This window comes from Dyadobacter sp. LHD-138 (assembly GCF_030929615.1).
Taxonomy (GTDB): Bacteria; Bacteroidota; Bacteroidia; order Cytophagales; family Spirosomataceae; genus Dyadobacter.
Genome location: NZ_JAVFVU010000020.1, coordinates 14,636 through 31,178 on the forward strand (window position 1 = coordinate 14,636; position 16,543 = coordinate 31,178).

General features: G+C 43.6%; 13 protein-coding genes and 1 pseudogene. 9 read left to right on the forward strand and 5 right to left on the reverse strand.

The window, feature by feature from the left end:
- The first annotated feature begins 262 nt into the window (after window positions 1-262).
- Complete coding sequence (locus tag RB622_RS15730) at window positions 263-3,241, forward strand: DUF2723 domain-containing protein (RefSeq protein ID WP_308047527.1); 2,979 nt, start codon at window positions 263-265, stop codon at window positions 3,239-3,241.
- Window positions 3,242-3,329: 88 nt separating this feature from the next.
- On the opposite strand, the gene RB622_RS15735 is transcribed toward RB622_RS15730, so the two are convergent.
- From RB622_RS15735 to RB622_RS15745, 3 genes are all read right to left on the reverse strand, one after another.
- The gene (locus RB622_RS15735) at window positions 3,330-3,758 is read right to left on the reverse strand and encodes an SRPBCC domain-containing protein (protein WP_308047528.1); all 429 of its coding nucleotides are present in this window, start codon (window positions 3,756-3,758) and stop codon (window positions 3,330-3,332) included.
- 69 nt (window positions 3,759-3,827) lie between these two features.
- Window positions 3,828-4,427 carry a YiiX/YebB-like N1pC/P60 family cysteine hydrolase gene (locus tag RB622_RS15740; protein ID WP_308047529.1) on the reverse strand — a complete coding sequence of 200 codons (600 nt, stop codon included), beginning with the start codon at window positions 4,425-4,427 and terminating at the stop codon, window positions 3,828-3,830.
- Window positions 4,428-4,494: 67 nt separating this feature from the next.
- Window positions 4,495-5,820 (reverse strand): cytochrome P450, encoded by a 1,326-nt coding sequence (locus tag RB622_RS15745; RefSeq protein WP_308047530.1) that lies wholly within the window; start codon window positions 5,818-5,820, stop codon window positions 4,495-4,497.
- A 188-nt stretch (window positions 5,821-6,008) separates the two neighbouring features.
- Here RB622_RS15745 and RB622_RS15750 point away from each other — a divergent pair, with 188 nt between their 5' ends.
- Window positions 6,009-6,674 carry a class I SAM-dependent methyltransferase gene (locus RB622_RS15750; RefSeq protein WP_308047531.1) on the forward strand — a complete coding sequence of 222 codons (666 nt, stop codon included), beginning with the start codon at window positions 6,009-6,011 and terminating at the stop codon, window positions 6,672-6,674.
- A gap of 56 nt (window positions 6,675-6,730) precedes the next feature.
- Here RB622_RS15750 and RB622_RS15755 read toward each other — a convergent pair whose 3' ends face one another.
- The gene (locus RB622_RS15755; protein WP_308047532.1) at window positions 6,731-8,059 is read right to left on the reverse strand and encodes an acetyl-CoA hydrolase/transferase C-terminal domain-containing protein; all 1,329 of its coding nucleotides are present in this window, start codon (window positions 8,057-8,059) and stop codon (window positions 6,731-6,733) included.
- A gap of 429 nt (window positions 8,060-8,488) precedes the next feature.
- Here RB622_RS15755 and cysC point away from each other — a divergent pair, with 429 nt between their 5' ends.
- From cysC to RB622_RS15770, 3 genes are read left to right on the forward strand one after another with little or no spacing between them, the layout of a single operon-like run.
- Entirely contained in the window at window positions 8,489-9,064 is a 576-nt protein-coding gene (gene cysC / locus RB622_RS15760; protein WP_308047533.1) for an adenylyl-sulfate kinase, read from the forward strand.
- Between the two features lie 3 nt (window positions 9,065-9,067).
- A complete protein-coding gene (locus RB622_RS15765; RefSeq protein ID WP_308047534.1) occupies window positions 9,068-9,925 on the forward strand; it encodes a hypothetical protein in 858 nt (285 codons plus the stop codon).
- A 49-nt stretch (window positions 9,926-9,974) separates the two neighbouring features.
- The gene (locus RB622_RS15770) at window positions 9,975-11,894 is read left to right on the forward strand and encodes an AAA domain-containing protein (protein ID WP_308047535.1); all 1,920 of its coding nucleotides are present in this window, start codon (window positions 9,975-9,977) and stop codon (window positions 11,892-11,894) included.
- A gap of 139 nt (window positions 11,895-12,033) precedes the next feature.
- Here RB622_RS15770 and RB622_RS15775 read toward each other — a convergent pair whose 3' ends face one another.
- Window positions 12,034-12,873 (reverse strand): universal stress protein, encoded by an 840-nt coding sequence (locus RB622_RS15775; RefSeq protein WP_308047536.1) that lies wholly within the window; start codon window positions 12,871-12,873, stop codon window positions 12,034-12,036.
- Window positions 12,874-13,454: 581 nt separating this feature from the next.
- Here RB622_RS15775 and RB622_RS15780 point away from each other — a divergent pair.
- The 4 genes and pseudogenes from RB622_RS15780 (at window position 13,455) to RB622_RS15795 (ending at window position 16,312) form a co-directional block, all read left to right on the forward strand.
- The gene (locus tag RB622_RS15780) at window positions 13,455-14,321 is read left to right on the forward strand and encodes a ThuA domain-containing protein (RefSeq protein WP_308047537.1); all 867 of its coding nucleotides are present in this window, start codon (window positions 13,455-13,457) and stop codon (window positions 14,319-14,321) included.
- A 129-nt stretch (window positions 14,322-14,450) separates the two neighbouring features.
- A pseudogene (locus tag RB622_RS15785) lies at window positions 14,451-14,711 on the forward strand (response regulator transcription factor); the annotation flags it as partial.
- A 15-nt stretch (window positions 14,712-14,726) separates the two neighbouring features.
- The gene (locus tag RB622_RS15790; RefSeq protein WP_308047677.1) at window positions 14,727-15,062 is read left to right on the forward strand and encodes a winged helix-turn-helix domain-containing protein; all 336 of its coding nucleotides are present in this window, start codon (window positions 14,727-14,729) and stop codon (window positions 15,060-15,062) included.
- A complete protein-coding gene (locus RB622_RS15795) occupies window positions 15,059-16,312 on the forward strand; it encodes a HAMP domain-containing sensor histidine kinase (RefSeq protein WP_308047538.1) in 1,254 nt (417 codons plus the stop codon). Before RB622_RS15790 ends, RB622_RS15795 begins: the two co-directional genes overlap by 4 nt.
- The last annotated feature ends 231 nt before the right edge of the window (window positions 16,313-16,543 follow it).

A 16,543-nucleotide genomic window follows, 5' to 3' on the forward strand; every position in this document is an offset into this window, starting at 1 on the left:
TGAAATTTGCTTTCTTGTGGTGAAACACTTCATGAACAAAAGCAAAAACCGGTGGAATTACCGACTCGTTGTTAAAGAAAGTTAAACACGGCTACCTCGGGGAAATGCTTAACTTTTTTTAAGACAAAGCAGCCCGCTTCTGAATATCCATTTCAATAGTTTTGGCGGATGAATCTGATCAATTATACACTTTGTAGTTGATTACAAGTGCATTGCTGAAAATAAATTACAACGGATATCGATCCCAAACACTACAAATTCAATGATGACTTTCAAACGAATCAACAACCTTACTGGCTGGATTGTTTTTGCAATTGCGTTGCTGACTTACCGGTTCACGATCGAGCAAACGGCCAGTTTCTGGGACTGCGGCGAGTTCATCGCCTGTGCATTTAAATTACAGGTTCCGCATCCGCCCGGAGCCCCGTTTTTTCTGTTGGTCGGGCGGCTTTTTTCGATGCTGGCAATGGGCGATGTTACCCGGGTAGCCTTCTGGATCAACATGCTTTCGGTGTTGTGCAGCGCATTCACGATCCTGTTTTTATTCTGGACGATAACCCTTTTGACAAGAAAACTGATCGGAAAACCTGACGATGAAATGACGCCCGACGATGTTGTGCTTTCCATGGGCGCGGGCATTGTGGGCGCTCTTGCCTATACCTGGTCGGATTCCTTCTGGTTTTCGGCCGTTGAGGCAGAAGTTTATGCGATGTCGTCTTTCTTTACGGCGATTGTGATCTGGGCGGTTTTTAAATGGGAGAAAATGGAAGATCCTTCTGAGGAAAACCGGTGGCTGATCTTTATAGCCTATCTCACGGGCATTTCTATCGGTGTTCATTTATTAAACCTTGTTACCATTCCTGCCTTGGCTTTGGTTTATTATTTTAAAAAATATCCTAAACCGGGTGTGTTTGGAGGGTTTATGGCGCTGAGCGGGGGATTGGCAGTTCTTGCGCTCATTAATTCAGGGCTAATTGCCGGCCTGCCAACGCTGGCGGGGAAATTCGAGATATTTTTTGTCAATAGCTTCGGACTTCCGTACAAATCAGGAATGACTGTGTTCATCGTGCTTTTTTTAGGCTCCCTCGTTTGGGGTATCCGGTATGCGCATCAAAAGGAAAAGGCGCTGCTCAATACCTGTTTGTTGTCATTTGCTTTCGTGCTGATCGGTTATGCTTCGTATCTGCTTGTTCTGGTGCGGTCGGAATACAATCCGCCGATTAACGAGAATAATCCGAGCGATGTTTTAAGTTTTGTTTCTTACCTGAAAAGGGAACAATACGGAAGTCGTCCGCTGCTTTATGGACCTTCCTTTGCATCCAGACCCATAAGTCAAAAACGTGATACACCTGTTTATCAGAAAAAAGACGGTAAGTATGTCGTCCAGGGTTATCGGTACGACTATGATTATGAGCCGGGAAGCAGTATGCTTTTGCCGCGTTTGTACAGCACGGAGCCGGGGCATCCGCAGCTTTATCAGCAGATGATGGGGCTGGTGGAAGGGCAAAAGCCAACGATGTCTCAGAACCTTTCATTTATGTTTTCGCATCAGCTCGGACATATGTACTGGCGTTATTTTCTCTGGAATTTTGCGGGACGCGAGAGTGATGTGGAGGGGGCAGGCGTTATGCTGCCATGGGATGCTGCCAAAACGTATCCTTCCGCTATTACGCAAAACAGGGCGCACAACAACTTTTTCATGCTTCCGTTACTGCTCGGGCTGGCTGGTATAGTGGTACTATATTTTAAAAACAAAAAGGATTTACTCGTTTTAGGGTTGCTTTTTTTGCTGACCGGCGTCGCTTTGGTTATTTACCTGAATTCGCCTCCCATAGAGGCCCGGGAGCGTGATTATATTTATGTTGGTTCATTTTATATCTTTTGCATGTGGATCGGACTGGGCGTTATTGCTGTGGCTGATGGCGTTAGAAAATGGTCGGGAAATGCGTCAAAAAGTGCGGTTTTTGCCAGCGCCGTGTGTCTGGCTGTACCCGTCATGATGGGGGTTAAAGGCTGGGATAATCATAACCGGAGCAACCGGTATCATGCTGTCGACTTTGCTAAAAATCTGCTAAATTCCTGTGCGCCCAACGCCATTCTGTTTACCGGCGGCGATAATGATACTTTTCCGTTGTGGTATGTGCAGGAGGTGGAAGGTTTCCGGACGGATGTGCGCGTTTGTGTGCAGACTTTTCTCGGTACCGATTGGTATATCAGCCAGTTGAAACGGAAAACCAATCAATCGGAGGGGTTGCCTTTATCTCTGGATTCCAATAGTTATGCATTCGGAAAAAATGACTATCTGCCGTTTTATGAGATTCCAAGTGTAAAATCCGGTATCAATTTGAAAGAATATCTTGAACTGATCGGGAAGGAAAACAAGGCCATTCAGGTTCCGCTGACGAGTGGTGATGTGGCTTCCATTTTACCGTCATCCGTTCTGTTTCTCCCGGTAAATGTCAGGGAAGTTGAAAGGCTGAATATTATCAAAAAGGATCTGTTGCCACTTTTAGCTGACTCCATGAGCTGGACAATTGGCAAGAAGGATTTGTATAAGGGAGATCTGGTGATGCTCGATATCATTGCCAGTAATAACTGGAAACGGCCGGTCTATTTTTCGAGCACGATGGGCGGATCGAATAATCTGGGTTTGAAAGAGTATATGCAACTGGAAGGATACACCTATCGCTTGCTTCCGGTCCGTGTGCCGGGCGCGTCGGACGGATATGTGAATTCGGATGTGATGTACGACAATCTGATGAATAAAATGTTCTGGCGGGAGTTAAATAACAAAGAGACTTATTACGATAATACCTACCTGGGTTCTCCGGTCGCGACGGCAAGAATTGCATTTTTACGTCTTACAAATCAGTTATTGGCCGAGAATCGCAAGGAAGACGCCCGAAAAGTAATGCGTAAAGCGTTGACGGTCATGCCCGACAACAGTATTCCGTACGACCAGATTTCCTCAAATTATATCGGGATGCTTTTTGATCTTGGTGAAAATAAAAAAGCGTTAGATACCGCCCGGACCATGGCGTTGCGTGCCAATGAAAATCTGGAATTTGCCAGGAAAAATGAGGTTTCAAGAAGCCGGGACATTAATGCGGACCTATACATTTTGCAGACAATCGTGCAGGAATGCAAGCAGGCAAAACAGGATACTGCTGCAAAGGAATACGAAGCAATTTTTAAGAAACACTTGCTGGCTTTCAATTTGTATAGCGGCGAAGGAGAATAGGTTTTTCAAAAAAATACAACCTGTAAATCCTGCGTCCAATTACAAATTCGAGAGGCGCAGGATTTACTGGTTAAAACCTTATTGTCGATTACTCGACATATTCTTTCAACATGGTACCGATAATTTCATTCCAGCCAGCGGCAAAATTTTCGCGTTTGAAATCTTTTAGGTCAGGGAACGTTTCGAGACCTTCATGTGTCAGCTTAATTCTGGTTTTATCACCCTCGGGAAATAACGTAAATGTGACCAACGAATTTCCCGGATAGCCATCGTAACGCCAGCTGTATGCCAGTTTTTTCTCTTTTTCAACTGCGGTAACGATGCATAGATGACGGTATTTTACCCCCTCGTTTTCTCCGTAAAACTCAAATTCGCATCCGACTTCAGGTTTGAATTCGGCGATGTCAAAATACCATTGCCTCATTTTGGCATTGTCGGTTATTGCTTGCCAGACTTTTCCGACAGGTGCACGATAGGTGCTTTCGACTACAAATGGTTCTGTGTTTTTCGTTTCCATTTTTCAAGTTTGTATAGTTGAATCAGGTTGCTTTATATTAGCATGTGCAAGTGTTTGGCTAATAAATAATTAAGGTGTCAATATCTCTATTTTTGACGACGTAGAGATACCGCCGGGATTAATTCCGGGTTCAGCTTCGGGAATGGAAATTCCTAGTTTTTCGTAATACGCAACCCAGACGGGAAAGAACTGATTGCTGCCTGGCTGCTTAAAAGTCATTGGTTCGAGGACAAAAAAGTCCTTCCCTCTATTTGCTTTTTTGAAAGCGTCATAGAGCAGCTCGGAGCAGTAATATTTTTTATTGTTGTACAAAAACGCATCATCATAAGGCACACCCTTTTCGGCGAGTGCATATTTTACCGCCTTGGCAGCAATGCGGGTATATTGTTTTTTAACACGCCCCACCAGCATTGGATTGGTCGTTCGGTTTGTGAATTTTTTCAAAGGTGTAAGCTGAACTTCCTTGCCGATGGCTTCGATGATGAAAATACCGCTGTGTTGAACGGATACAAGCCCGATATGAGAAAAATGTTTGCCGTCATAACTTTTGGTAACCTGCTCAATGGCGTCGCATAAGGGGCCGCAGTCCAGATCCTGAAAAATCATATCGCCGGTTTGGAGTTTGATGCCAACCGGAATTTGTGCCTGTAAATTTATTGACGAAAGCATAATCAGTAATACGATGAGCGGGATGTTCTTCACTGTTATTGGAATGTAAAATGTTGGCGTAATACGTCTATTTGATGAACAGCTTAATGCCATTCGTGGATTTCAAAACAATCTGGGGATATATGCCCACGTGATGTGATGGGTCAATTTCGAAGTCAAAACGTTTGATCAGCGAAGCAAGGATCAGCTGCATTTCCATCATGGCAAATTGCTGTCCGATACATAGTCGCGGACCGGCGCCGAACGGTAAGTAATTAAATTTAGGTCTGTTTTTGACATTTTCCAAACTGAAATTTTCTGGGTCAAAAACAAGTGAATTTTTCCAGATATTAGGGTTCCGGTGCAGCTCATAAATGGACATAAACACGGATATCCCTTTGGGGATAATCTGTCCTTCGACCTCGTCTTCGCCCAACGATTCGCGGGTCATGGTCCATGCGGGCGGGTACAACCGCATACCTTCTTCGATGACCTGACGCGTGTAGGGAAGTTTTAGCAGCTGTTCAAAAGTCGGAACCGTATCAAAAATTTCCGCCTCTTGTCGTATCCGGGCAATAATGTTCGGCTGTCGAGCAAGTTCCCAAAGCAGCCAGCTGAGGCCCGTAGCCGACGTTTCGTGACCGGCTGCGAACATGGTTATCGCTTCATCACGAATCTGCTGATCATTCATTTGCTCACCGGTTTCTTCATCCAGGCTGTCCAGCAATAATTGCAGCAAATCATTGGGTTTTTCAGTTATCCCATGGCGCTGGTGTATAAATTCAAAAACCAGTTTATTAAAGTATGCCAGATCTGTTTTGAAGCGGGTCCTTTCGCCATTGACCATCATCAGAGGAATGCGGTACGGCCTGCGCACCCGCGTGACAAGATAACGCTGGGTCCTGTTCACCTGATGATAGATCTGCATTTTATCCTCATGGGAAATATTACCAAACAGCGTCTTCAATGCGATGTCGGCTGTGATGCCCATCATTTTGGCGTCAATATCAACGGCTTTTTTACCTCTGAAAGTTTCCATTTCGTGCAAAAAGTCAGCCGTTATTTGTCCCATCGTAACGAATAATTCCTGTAATCTTTCCCGGTGAAAGGCTGGTTGTACAAGCCGCCGCTGACGAAGCCAGAAATCTCCCTCACTCGTGACCAGGCCGTTTCCCAGAACCGGATTCAGCATTTTTGAAGAGCTGCCTTTTTTGTAGTTTTTGTGGTTTGTCACCAAAACCTGTTTGAAAAAAGCGGGGTCACGACTGACAGCAAATTCTCTGAATAGTTTTAGCCGAAAAGTGTCTCCGCAGGCATCAAAACCTCTTCTGATTGCCAGAAGCGGATCTTTAGCAAAAATGAAAGGAGCCTGGATGCTGAACCGCGCAATTTTAAATTCAGGGATAACCGACATGAGTGAATTTTATTTCAGAGTGTTTTGCATTGATTGAACAAACGGGAAATGTCATCTGACCAGGAACGCCGTCCGACGGTTTTTCACCGTCGGACGGCTAAACAAATTCTCAGGTAAAATAATGAAAAGAAATGCTCACTCCGACAATTTCCTGATTAAATTGTCGGCTAAAACAATGGTAATTGAAAATGAAAAAAGAATGGAGTGAAGACGAATTGAAGGAAGTGGCTCGGCAACTGGGAAATCCCGATGGTGCCAATGGTGTTAAAACCGGCGAACGGATGAATCTCAGCAATGCGAATATGATTAACCGCGGGATTGAATCGCTGCATATAACGACAGGTGAAACAGTTTTGGAAATTGGACCCGGTAACGGCTCGCATGTCGGTTCGGTTGTCAGTATTGCTGACGATGTTGCGTATCATGGCATTGACATTTCCGAAACGATGGTGCTTGAAGCCAGTAAATTAAATGCGGATCTGGTGGCAAAGGGGCGGGTAACTTTTGCCTTATCCGATGGTAATGGGCTGGATTTTCGAGACAATTTTTTTGATAAGATCTTTACGGTCAATACGGTGTATTTCTGGCAGGATCCTGTCGGTTATACCAAAGAAATTTTTCGGGTTTTAAAGCCGGGTGGTGTTTTTAGTCTGGTATTTTCCGATAAAAGTTTCATGGAACAGTTGCCTTTTACCAGGTTTGGTTTTCAGTTGTATGACAAAGATCTGGCTGAAGCGCTTTTGAAACAGGCAGGTTTTTCGTTAAATGAAACGATTGAAGAAGTAGAGACGACGCAAAGTAATTTAGGCGATTTCGTAGATCGTCCGATCATTATTATGCTCGCCAAAAAATAGATTCCCTGAGTTACCCGTCGAATGGCTTTTGGACCATCCGACGGGTAACAAAAATTTTAAGGATGAAAGACCCTGTCAGAAATTCCCGTTATTGCCGGGCGGTGATAACTTCCAAAACGTTCGCAAAATGCCCTTTCCAGCGCTTCCCGGTGGTCGGGATGCGCGATGCTGATCAATGCCCGGGCGCGCTGTTTTAAGCTTTTTCCAAATAAATCGACGACACCAAATTCGGTTACGACCCAATGAATATGTCCCCGGGTGGTAACGACACCGGCTCCTTCTTTTAAAAACGGCACAATCCTGGAAGCGCCCGCCGAAGTCACAGATGGCAATGCAATAATTGGTTTGCCGCCCTGGGAAAGTGAGGCACCATGAATGAAATCCATCTGTCCGCCGATACCTGAATACTGATAAGTCCCCAGTGAATCGGCGCAAACCTGACCGGTCAGATCCAGTTCCAGTGCGGAATTGATGGCAGTAACTTTCGGATTTTGCCTGATGATGCTGGTATCGTTCACATAACCGATATCCATCACGCGGATAGCCGGATTATCGTTGACAAAATCATAGAGTTTTTTCGTGCCGACCATAAATGAAGTGACAGATTTACCGCGGTTCAGTTTTTTTAGGCTATTATCAATCACGCCGCTTTCGATCAGCGGAATGACCCCGTCGGATAACATTTCAGTATGTAATCCCAGGTGCCTGTGGTGTTTAAGATTTTTGAGCACCTGATCAGGAATGCCGCCGATGCCCACCTGCAGCGTGGCACCATCTTCAATAAGCGAAGCGATATTTTCACCGATCTGAACGGTTGCGCTTTTTACGTTCAGCGCATAATCGACTTCCGGAAGGGTATCGTCACACCAAACCATTGCGTTGATTTTACTGATGTGCACAAAACCGTCGCCATGCGTTCTGGGCATGTTCGGATTCACCTGGGCGATGATGCATTTGGCTGTATCAACAACTGACCTGGCAATGTCGACTGAGGTCCCGAGCGAGCAAAAACCGTGTGGATCCGGTGGTGATACCTGAATTATGGCCACGTCGACGGGCATGTTTCCGCTTTTAATGAGCTGGGGAATCTGACTCAGGAAAATGGGTACGTAGTCGCCATAATCACTATTGACGACGGACCGCGTATTGGCCGAAACAAAAAGTGAATTGAAAAAGAAGCTGTTATGATATGCCGGATTGTTAAAATCCACGTCGCCAAGGGTGGTGATGCTGATCAACTCAACATTTTTTAGTTCCCAGTGCCTGCGCTGTAGTGCGCGAATAAGCCGGATCGGGGTTGCTGCACTGCCATGGATAAATACGCGATTTCCGGATTTGATATGTTTGACAGCGTCGTCGGCTGAAATGTAAGTTGGCGTGTTCATTGGCATACGCATTAAGTGAATTTTTTACCCAACCTTTTATGATTTCTAAAAGAGATTGAAAAAAATGATGACGTAAAATTCTTCTTTTCAGGCGAAGCTGATTATGACTTTTATAGGTTTGAATTATGATGGTAATCAGTTAATAATGAGAAAGTAACCCATAGTTATTAATTTTTTAAATGGGACATTGTGCTGGATGCTAGGTCATTGGATGAGGTATGACTATCGAAGGACTTAATAAATGTCTATGCAACATTTCATCACTTTTCAGCGTATTAGTTAGATAGTGCCCAATAATTACTAGTGAGATATGCTCACGGGTATGTTTTTATTATAGAATCAGGGGGACGGATTTTGAGAACATTGTCCGCACTTCCCCGGGAAGAAAAATTGACATATCCGCAAGTGGTATCGAAAAAACAATGAAATATGGTTATTCAATTTTGTGGCTTGTCCGGGGTTGGTAAAACAACTTTGGCTACCCAAACCAAAATGCAGCTGAATCTGAAAGGAATTGCTGTGGAGATTATCGACGGCGACGTGTATCGGAGCAAATTATGTAAGGACCTGGGTTTTTCAAAAGCAGACAGACAGGAAAATATCCGCAGATTAGGGTTCATTGCCAGTCGTTTTTCGGATCAGGGCATCGTCGCGATCATGAGCGTGATAAATCCGTATGAAGAAACCCGGCTTGAATTGGTTAATTCCTATCCCGATGTAAAAACGGTTCACCTCGACTGTCCGGTTGAAACGCTTTACAAAAGAGATACCAAAGGCTTATACAAACGAACGCTTTTACCAGAGGGAGATCCTCAAAAACTTCATAACTTGACGGGTGTGAATGATCAGTTTGAAATTCCGCTAAGTCCTGATTTATATCTTAATACGGGGTCTGAAACGGTAGATGAATGCACAGAAAGTCTATGTGATTTTATTCTGACTCAGCTTAGCATGAGCGCGCTGCTGCAAACGATACCGAAAGACAATATTATACTGAATCCATAATTTATGCAGAATAAAACGCTGATAATTGCCGGAATGCACCGATCCGGCACCTCGTTAATTACACAATGGTTATACCGGTGCGGACTTCATGTGGGAGGAAATCTGCTGGGATCTGGTATAGGAAATGAAGACGGACACTACGAAGACCTTGAATTTTATAATTTTCAGGTTCAGGCTTTGATCAATATGCAGTTACCCGATTCCGGCATTATTGACCATCCTGTGGGTGCACTAAGTGCCTCTGACAGGGAAAAGCTTAGGGAAATAATTGTCCGAAAAAATAACACAGTCGGGGAGTGGGGATGGAAGGATCCGAGAACCTGCCTGTTTTTAAAAGAATACCGGGAGCTGATTCCCGAAGCATATTATCTGGTTGTTTTTCGCGATTGGAAAACAACGGTAAGCTCGCTGATCAGCCGAACCTATAAAGTAGATTATAAGGATCATGAGATTGTAAAAAAGGGTTTGTTCAAAGAATTAAGGAAAAAGAGAACCTATAACAAGCGGATTAAACAGATCTGTACCGACCACGCTTCCCATTTTGTGAAAGTCTGGACTTTTTACAACCAGGAAATCTTAAACTGTATTTCTGGAATTAACGAGGAAAATTATACGATCATTAACTTCGGCCGGTTGTTAAAATCAGACAAAGCGTTGTTTTCAAAGCTCAATGATGGCTGGCAGTTCGCGCTTGATTATTTCGCTTTCAGAGATATTTACAAGCCGGGTCTGTTGAGCAAGCAAATAGATTTTAGTCGTTTTATAGATAAAAAGCTGATTGATGAAGCCAATAGGCTGGAAAGAATTCTGGAACAAAAAGCAGATGCAAACTTTCGTTATCAGTTAACGGAACAGGTTTAATTGGAGGATAATAAGCCGCAAAACTTTTCCGATTGCTTACCTTTGTGGTATGGATTATTTTAAAAAGCTGCTTGAATTACTCAAAATAGAAAGGGAAGAAGACCGACAATCTTATCTCAAACTTACAGAATCAAGTTCGGTATCAGAGCGAAGAGCCAATGGTTTGGCCTGGTATCCGATTGCAATAAGGGGCTCTGAAATGAGCAGAGGGGATTATTTGACGGTTGAAGTGGAGAGGACTACCCATCAGGATGTTTCGCATCAGCTCCGTTTTGGTATGCCCGTCGTGCTGTTTTCAAATCATGAACCTAAAAAGGACCGGGTAGAAGGAACGATAACGCACCAAAGTGGAAATCGTTTGAAAATTACCTTGCGGACGGATGAATTACCAGATTGGTCCAGAGACGGGAAACTGGGCATCGATTTGCTTTTCGACGATAACAGTTATGACGAAATGCAAAATGCGCTTAAAGCGGCGGGTTGTCTGGATGAAAAAGATGAGGCAGGGCGCGTTGTTAAAATCCTTACAGGTGAAAAAGAGCCGACTTTCAAACAGGATGTTCCGTTTTACGTTGCCCCCGAATTAAATGATTCGCAACAGGCGGCAGTGAATAAAATCGTATCGGCCAATGAGCTGGCGATCGTACACGGCCCGCCGGGGACGGGAAAAACGACTACACTTGTTGAAGCGATCAAAGCACTGATCAAACAGGATAAAAAACAGATTCTTGTCGTTGCACCCAGTAATACCGCTGTCGATTTGCTGAGCGAAAAGCTCTCGGATCAGGGTTTAAACGTATTGCGGGTGGGAAATCCGGCAAGGGTTTCGGAGCGGCTGATGTCTTTGACGCTGGATAGTAAAATGACCGGACATGCGGGTATGAAGGAAATCAAGACCCTGAAAAAGCAGGCGAATGAATTCAAGAATATGGCGCATAAGTACAAGCGGAATTTCGGCAAGTCGGAACGAGATCAACGGAAGGCGCTGTTCGATGAAGCGCATCGGATTATGAAAGATGTAGGCAAGGCAGAGCAATATATTATTGACGACTTGGTTTCGAAAGCACAGGTGATCACGGCGACTTTGGTTGGTTCAAATCATTACACGGTAAGAAATCTCAAATTCAATACCGTTGTGATTGACGAGGCCGGACAGGCGCTTGAACCGGCGTGCTGGATCCCGATACTGAAATCGCAAAAAGTAGTGCTGGCGGGAGATCATTGCCAGCTATCACCGACGATCAAATCCAGCGAGGCGGCAAAGAAAGGATTGGCCAATACACTCCTTGAAAAATGTGTGTCCATGCATCCGGAAGCGGTGGTTTTACTGGAAGAACAATACCGGATGCATGAGGCTATTATGGGCTATTCTTCGAAGATATTTTATAAAAATAAGCTCCGTGCGCACCATTCGGTTTCGGGTCATTTGTTGTTCCAGGGCGATGCTCCGCTTGCTTTTATCGACACCGCCGGTTGTGGTTTCGATGAAAAGCTGGCAGGCACAAGTTCAACAAATCCGGAAGAAGCGGCCTTTCTTTTCAGGCATTTGAATTATCTGGTTGCAGCGCTGATCGGCACTAAGGAGGGGGATTTTGACGTGAACACATTTCCATCGATTGCTATTATTTCACCGTACAAACAACAGATACACGTACTGAAAGAGCAGTTGACGCATTCGCCGGCGCTTCAAAAGTATGGGGATAAAATCTCAGTCAACACGATTGACAGTTTTCAGGGGCAGGAGCGGGACATTGTTTACATCAGCATGACGCGGAGCAATGCAGAAGGTGAAATCGGGTTTTTGTCGGATGTACGGAGAATGAATGTGGCGATGACCAGAGCCAGAAAAAAACTGGTTATCGTTGGCGATAGCGCAACACTTTCACAGCTACCATTTTATTCAGATTTTATAACGTATGCGGAAGAACTGAATGCGTACCAGAGCGCGTGGGAGTTTGCTGATATGTAAAAATACTATCCGTAGCACGTTCAATGCTGCGGATAGTATTTTCTCTGTCTATAAATCTTCGGTTACTGAGCTAATCGCATATAGCCAATTGCCAACAGCTGCTTAGATGAGAATAAAAATTATTGTAGTCAATACGAGTCTAAACAAGATCGTCTACCGGATGTGCACGTTTTTCCGTGCAGCAGGTCCATACGAGCAAGTTGGCGTGGTTAACGATTTCCGCGGTAATGCTTTGTTTATACATATCCTTCGGGCTCCTGTTTCCGTGTGTGGTCATGAGAATCATATCCGAATTCATTTCGCGTGAGAATTGCAGAATGCCTTGTCTGACATCATCATTATTTCTCACACTCGTTGTGTAGTTATTTAATTGATAATGCGAGGCATACGCTTCAATTTTTGCCAGTATCTCACTTTCCTTTTTTTCTCCGTCTGTATGGATCCGTAACAGATGCAGTCTCGCATGGAAGAGCTTCTGAATGGCTTTTATTTTTTCAACGACATCTTTTTGATCCAGTTTAAGATTGGTCGGGAAAACAATATTGTGCACTGAGCTGATCGTTGTTTTTTTCTTAACGGCGAAAACAGGAACAGGCGAGGTACGTACAATTTTTTCGATATTGGAGCCCATGAAAAAGTCGTTCCAGCCTCTCGAACCATGCGTCCCCATCACCACCAGATCGATATGGTTCTTTTCAATTACATCAAGCACCACGGGAGTCATTTGACCATATTGTATCAAATGGCTTATTGCAACCGGTGCATGGCTATGACTTTTTATAAAGTGGTCAAATTTTTGTTTCTGTGTTTCGGTTGTTGCGGTAATTTCTTCCGGACCAACAGGTATCCCGGGATCGAGATTTTGTAAAACGGTCAGCAACAATATTTCAGCATTGTTAACTTTCGCAAGTTCCATGGCAAACTGTATGGCCATTTCTGCATACGCGGAAAAATTACATGGCACCAGTATTCTTTTCATAACATTTCTTTTTAGGGTATTTCAATTAACCAGGTTTACGAACTATCAATCAGAATATCCGACTTTATTAACGATCACCTGAGACGAAAATTCGTAAAATTCGGGAACGCCGGTATGTAGGTTTACACCGAAAATTTCATGATGGCCAATGTTTTCCGAACGCATCATCAGTGCACGTAAACTGTTTCCGGGACATCTCCCATCCTTAGAATGCAACGCAACGGGTGATTTAAAGGTTTTATTTAATTTGTCAATATCACTTTTTATTTATTTTTATTCTGTAAATCAGGGTCTTATTTGTCTCGAAAACCTGTTAAAGCTATAAAATTTTTCAAGGCCAGGTCGTCGCTCCCGTTTTGACTGCGACACATTTTGTTCAATTTACTGAATGAATAAGGAACGACGTTTGGGCAGTTGTACGGTCCAATGACAGACTGTACATAGCGCCCTAGCAGAACAAATAAGTGATAAATTGCTGCCGTTGGATTACTCGAAAGAAAGTATTGATTTAATTATTTTATATTGCAAAACCAGGCAGCTGAGCCGGATAAGGCACAAATACTGCCAGTGTTTCTAAACCTATGTCATTTAGCCACCAAACCATGTTCCCCGTTCTCCGAAATATTTTACGATTATGTTTTTCTTTTTTCATTTTAACCGGATGTGTTCAAATTGTTCAGGCGCAAACTAAAAAGCCGAAGTTTAAAGTGATCGCGTTTTATACCGGGAAAAATGATCAGGCGCATATCAGTTATGTGCACGAAGCGAATCAGTTTTTTCCGAAAATGGCTGCCGAAAACAATTTTACCTACGAAGCAACAACCGATTGGAGCAAACTGAATGCGCAGTTTCTGTCTGATTATCAGGTAGTCCTTTTTTTGGATACCAGGCCGGAAGTACCGGAGCAAAGGGCTGATTTTCAGAAGTACATGGAAAATGGGGGTGCCTGGATGGGTTTTCATTTTGCAGCATTTGCTTTGACACCTTCTGCTTTCAATCAGGACTGGGATTGGTATCATGAAAAATTCCTGGGGTCGGGGCAGTATGCCAGCAATACCTGGCGGCCAACTTCCGCGATCCTGCGGGTTGAGGATCACAAAAATCCGGCTACAAAAAACCTTCCCGATACCTTCAGGGCATCGCCAAACGAATGGTATCGCTGGGAACATGATCTTCGTAAAAACGCGGATATAAAAATACTTATCTCAATTGATTCGACCAGTTTTCCTTTGGGAACAGGCCCCAAAAAGCATGAAATCTGGCACAGCGGCTATTATCCGGTGGTTTGGACCAATAAGAATTACAAAATGCTGTATTTAAATATGGGGCATAATGATATTGATTATGAGGGTAAAACGAATAAAACGCTGTCCCATACATTTGATAACAAGGTACAGAATCAACTTGTCGTTGACGGACTTTTATGGCTGGGAACCGGCAAAAAGTAGTTTTTAAGCCAGGTACAGAATTGCATCAGAATTCATTGCTTCATTTGTATAAAATATCAGGGCATGAAGCTATTACTCATAGAAGACGAAAAAGCGCTGGCCACCAGTATTTAGAATTATTTCCAGCGCGAAAATTTTATATGTGAATGGGCGGTCGATTATGAAACGGCCACCGAAAAAATAAATATTTATCAGTACGACTGCGTCCTGGTTGATATCATGCTTCCGGATGGGGACGGGCTGAATGCAGTAAGGGAATTGAAACGGAAATTTCCGCAGACCGGCATTATTATTATTTCAGCCAAAAATTCGCTTGACGACCGGATTGAGGGGTTAAATCTTGGTTCGGACGATTACCTGACTAAACCTTTCCACCTGTCCGAGCTTAATGCGCGGGTGCAGGCGGTGATCAGGAGGAGAAGTTTTCAAGGGAATCAGCAGATCCGTTTTGGTAAAATTGTTATTGAGCCGCAAGAGCATTTTGTTTCCGTCGAAGGCCAGGAAATCATACTGACGCGAAAGGAATATGATCTGTTGATTTATCTGATTGCCAATAAAAACCGTGTGCTGACAAAGGAATCAATTGCGGAACATTTGTGGGGAGACGATGCGGATTTGATGGATAATTTCGATTTTATTTATACCCATATTAAAAACCTCAGGAAGAAACTGATGGACAAAGATTGTCCCGATTATCTGAGATCGATTTACGGGGTGGGTTATAAGTTTAGCGAACAATGAAATTACTGGTACAGATCCTGCGCTACCAATTGGTGACATCCATGCTGGTTCTCTTTTTGGGAGCGGGGCTGTTCTATGTTTCGGTGCGTTATCTGATTGATCGTGAGGTAAATAAAGAGCTGTTTCAGAGTCAGTTAAAAGTGCGCTGGCAATTAAGACACCTGGAAACTTTACCGGTTTATATTTTACAGCTTGGCGATAGTTTGCAACTGGAAGAAGTCCGTTATCCGGGGAAAGTGCTGGTCAGGGAAACTTTTATGTTAAATCTTGCCGAAAACGAATATCAGCCTTATCGGCAGCTTGTGTTTTATGAACGTGCGCTGGGGCAATGGTACCGGGTGACAATCAGTAAGTTGTTGCTTCAACGGCAGCGGCTTATGGAGGCGGTGGTGATGACGGTGACCTTTATCGTGGCGCTGTTGCTTGTATCGTTGTTATTATTAAACAGCTGGCTTTCGCAACGTTTGTGGAAACCGTTTTATAAAACATTGGGTAAACTGGATCAATACCAGATTCAGCAGCATGAAACGCTGAGGTTTGCACGCGAAGAAACACTTGAATTTGACCAGTTGAATCAGGCCGTTTCGCAGCTTACGAGCAGGATCGCAACCGCTTATCAGAACCTGAAAGAGTTTACTGAAAATGCATCGCATGAGATACAAACACCGTTGGCGGTTATCCTCTCAAAAATTGAGGGATTGTTCCAGGATGAAACTTTAACTGAGTCACAACTTGTTATATTGTCGAGCGTGAGTGAAGCGGCTAATCGTTTGGGGCGTTTGAATCAGGCATTGTTATTGCTAACAAAAATTGAAAACAGACAATTTCTGGCAGGGACGGAGCCGGTAAATCTGGTACCGATCATCAATGGGAAACTAAGGGATCTGGAAGATTTGATCGGGAAAAGGGAAATAGATATTCAAACAGAGCTGCAACCCGTTGGTCTTGTGATACATCCGGCGCTGGCTGAAATTCTTGTAAATAATTTATTGACTAACGCGATACGCCATAACGTTGAAAAAGGAAAGATTATTATTATCTTACGGGAAAGATTTTTATCCGTCCGAAATACGGGGAAAACCCTGAGTGCGAACCCTGAGCAGTTGTTTGAACGTTTTCGTAAAGAAAGTACGTTGTCTGCTTCGTTGGGTCTGGGCCTTGCGCTGGTAAAAAGCATTTGCGAGGTGAATGGACAAACATTAAAATATGACATTGAGAACGACTGGCATTCTTTGACTGTGAGTTGGTAACATAAAGATTTTTCATGGCTAATAACAAAGGAAAGGGGGAGGTTTTTAACCTTCCTTTTTTTAATGAATTAACTTTTCTGTACGGTTGAAAATCGGGGTATCGGATTGATTCATTTCCAAAATAATCACAATCGTTTTGCATCAAAATCGCAGGGTCTGCGATATAGGTGAATATTATCATTTTGTAATCATTGCCCGGGACGAAATTTTTATTTCCGGCAAAGGATTAAA

Excerpts from the sequence above, each read along its gene's own strand:
- RB622_RS15795 (WP_308047538.1), top strand. The coding sequence starts at position 15,059 with ATGAAATTACTGGTACAGATCCTGCGCTACCAATTGGTGACATCCATG.
- RB622_RS15730 (WP_308047527.1), top strand. The coding sequence starts at position 263 with ATGATGACTTTCAAACGAATCAACAACCTTACTGGCTGGATTGTTTTT.
- cysC (WP_308047533.1), top strand. The coding sequence starts at position 8,489 with ATGGTTATTCAATTTTGTGGCTTGTCCGGGGTTGGTAAAACAACTTTG.
- RB622_RS15750 (WP_308047531.1), top strand. The coding sequence starts at position 6,009 with ATGAAAAAAGAATGGAGTGAAGACGAATTGAAGGAAGTGGCTCGGCAA.
- RB622_RS15745 (WP_308047530.1), bottom strand. The coding sequence starts at position 5,820 with ATGTCGGTTATCCCTGAATTTAAAATTGCGCGGTTCAGCATCCAGGCT.
- RB622_RS15770 (WP_308047535.1), top strand. The coding sequence starts at position 9,975 with ATGGATTATTTTAAAAAGCTGCTTGAATTACTCAAAATAGAAAGGGAA.
- RB622_RS15735 (WP_308047528.1), bottom strand. The coding sequence starts at position 3,758 with ATGGAAACGAAAAACACAGAACCATTTGTAGTCGAAAGCACCTATCGT.
- RB622_RS15775 (WP_308047536.1), bottom strand. The coding sequence starts at position 12,873 with ATGAAAAGAATACTGGTGCCATGTAATTTTTCCGCGTATGCAGAAATG.
- RB622_RS15755 (WP_308047532.1), bottom strand. The coding sequence starts at position 8,059 with ATGAACACGCCAACTTACATTTCAGCCGACGACGCTGTCAAACATATC.
- RB622_RS15740 (WP_308047529.1), bottom strand. The coding sequence starts at position 4,427 with ATGCTTTCGTCAATAAATTTACAGGCACAAATTCCGGTTGGCATCAAA.
- RB622_RS15765 (WP_308047534.1), top strand. The coding sequence starts at position 9,068 with ATGCAGAATAAAACGCTGATAATTGCCGGAATGCACCGATCCGGCACC.
- RB622_RS15780 (WP_308047537.1), top strand. The coding sequence starts at position 13,455 with ATGTCATTTAGCCACCAAACCATGTTCCCCGTTCTCCGAAATATTTTA.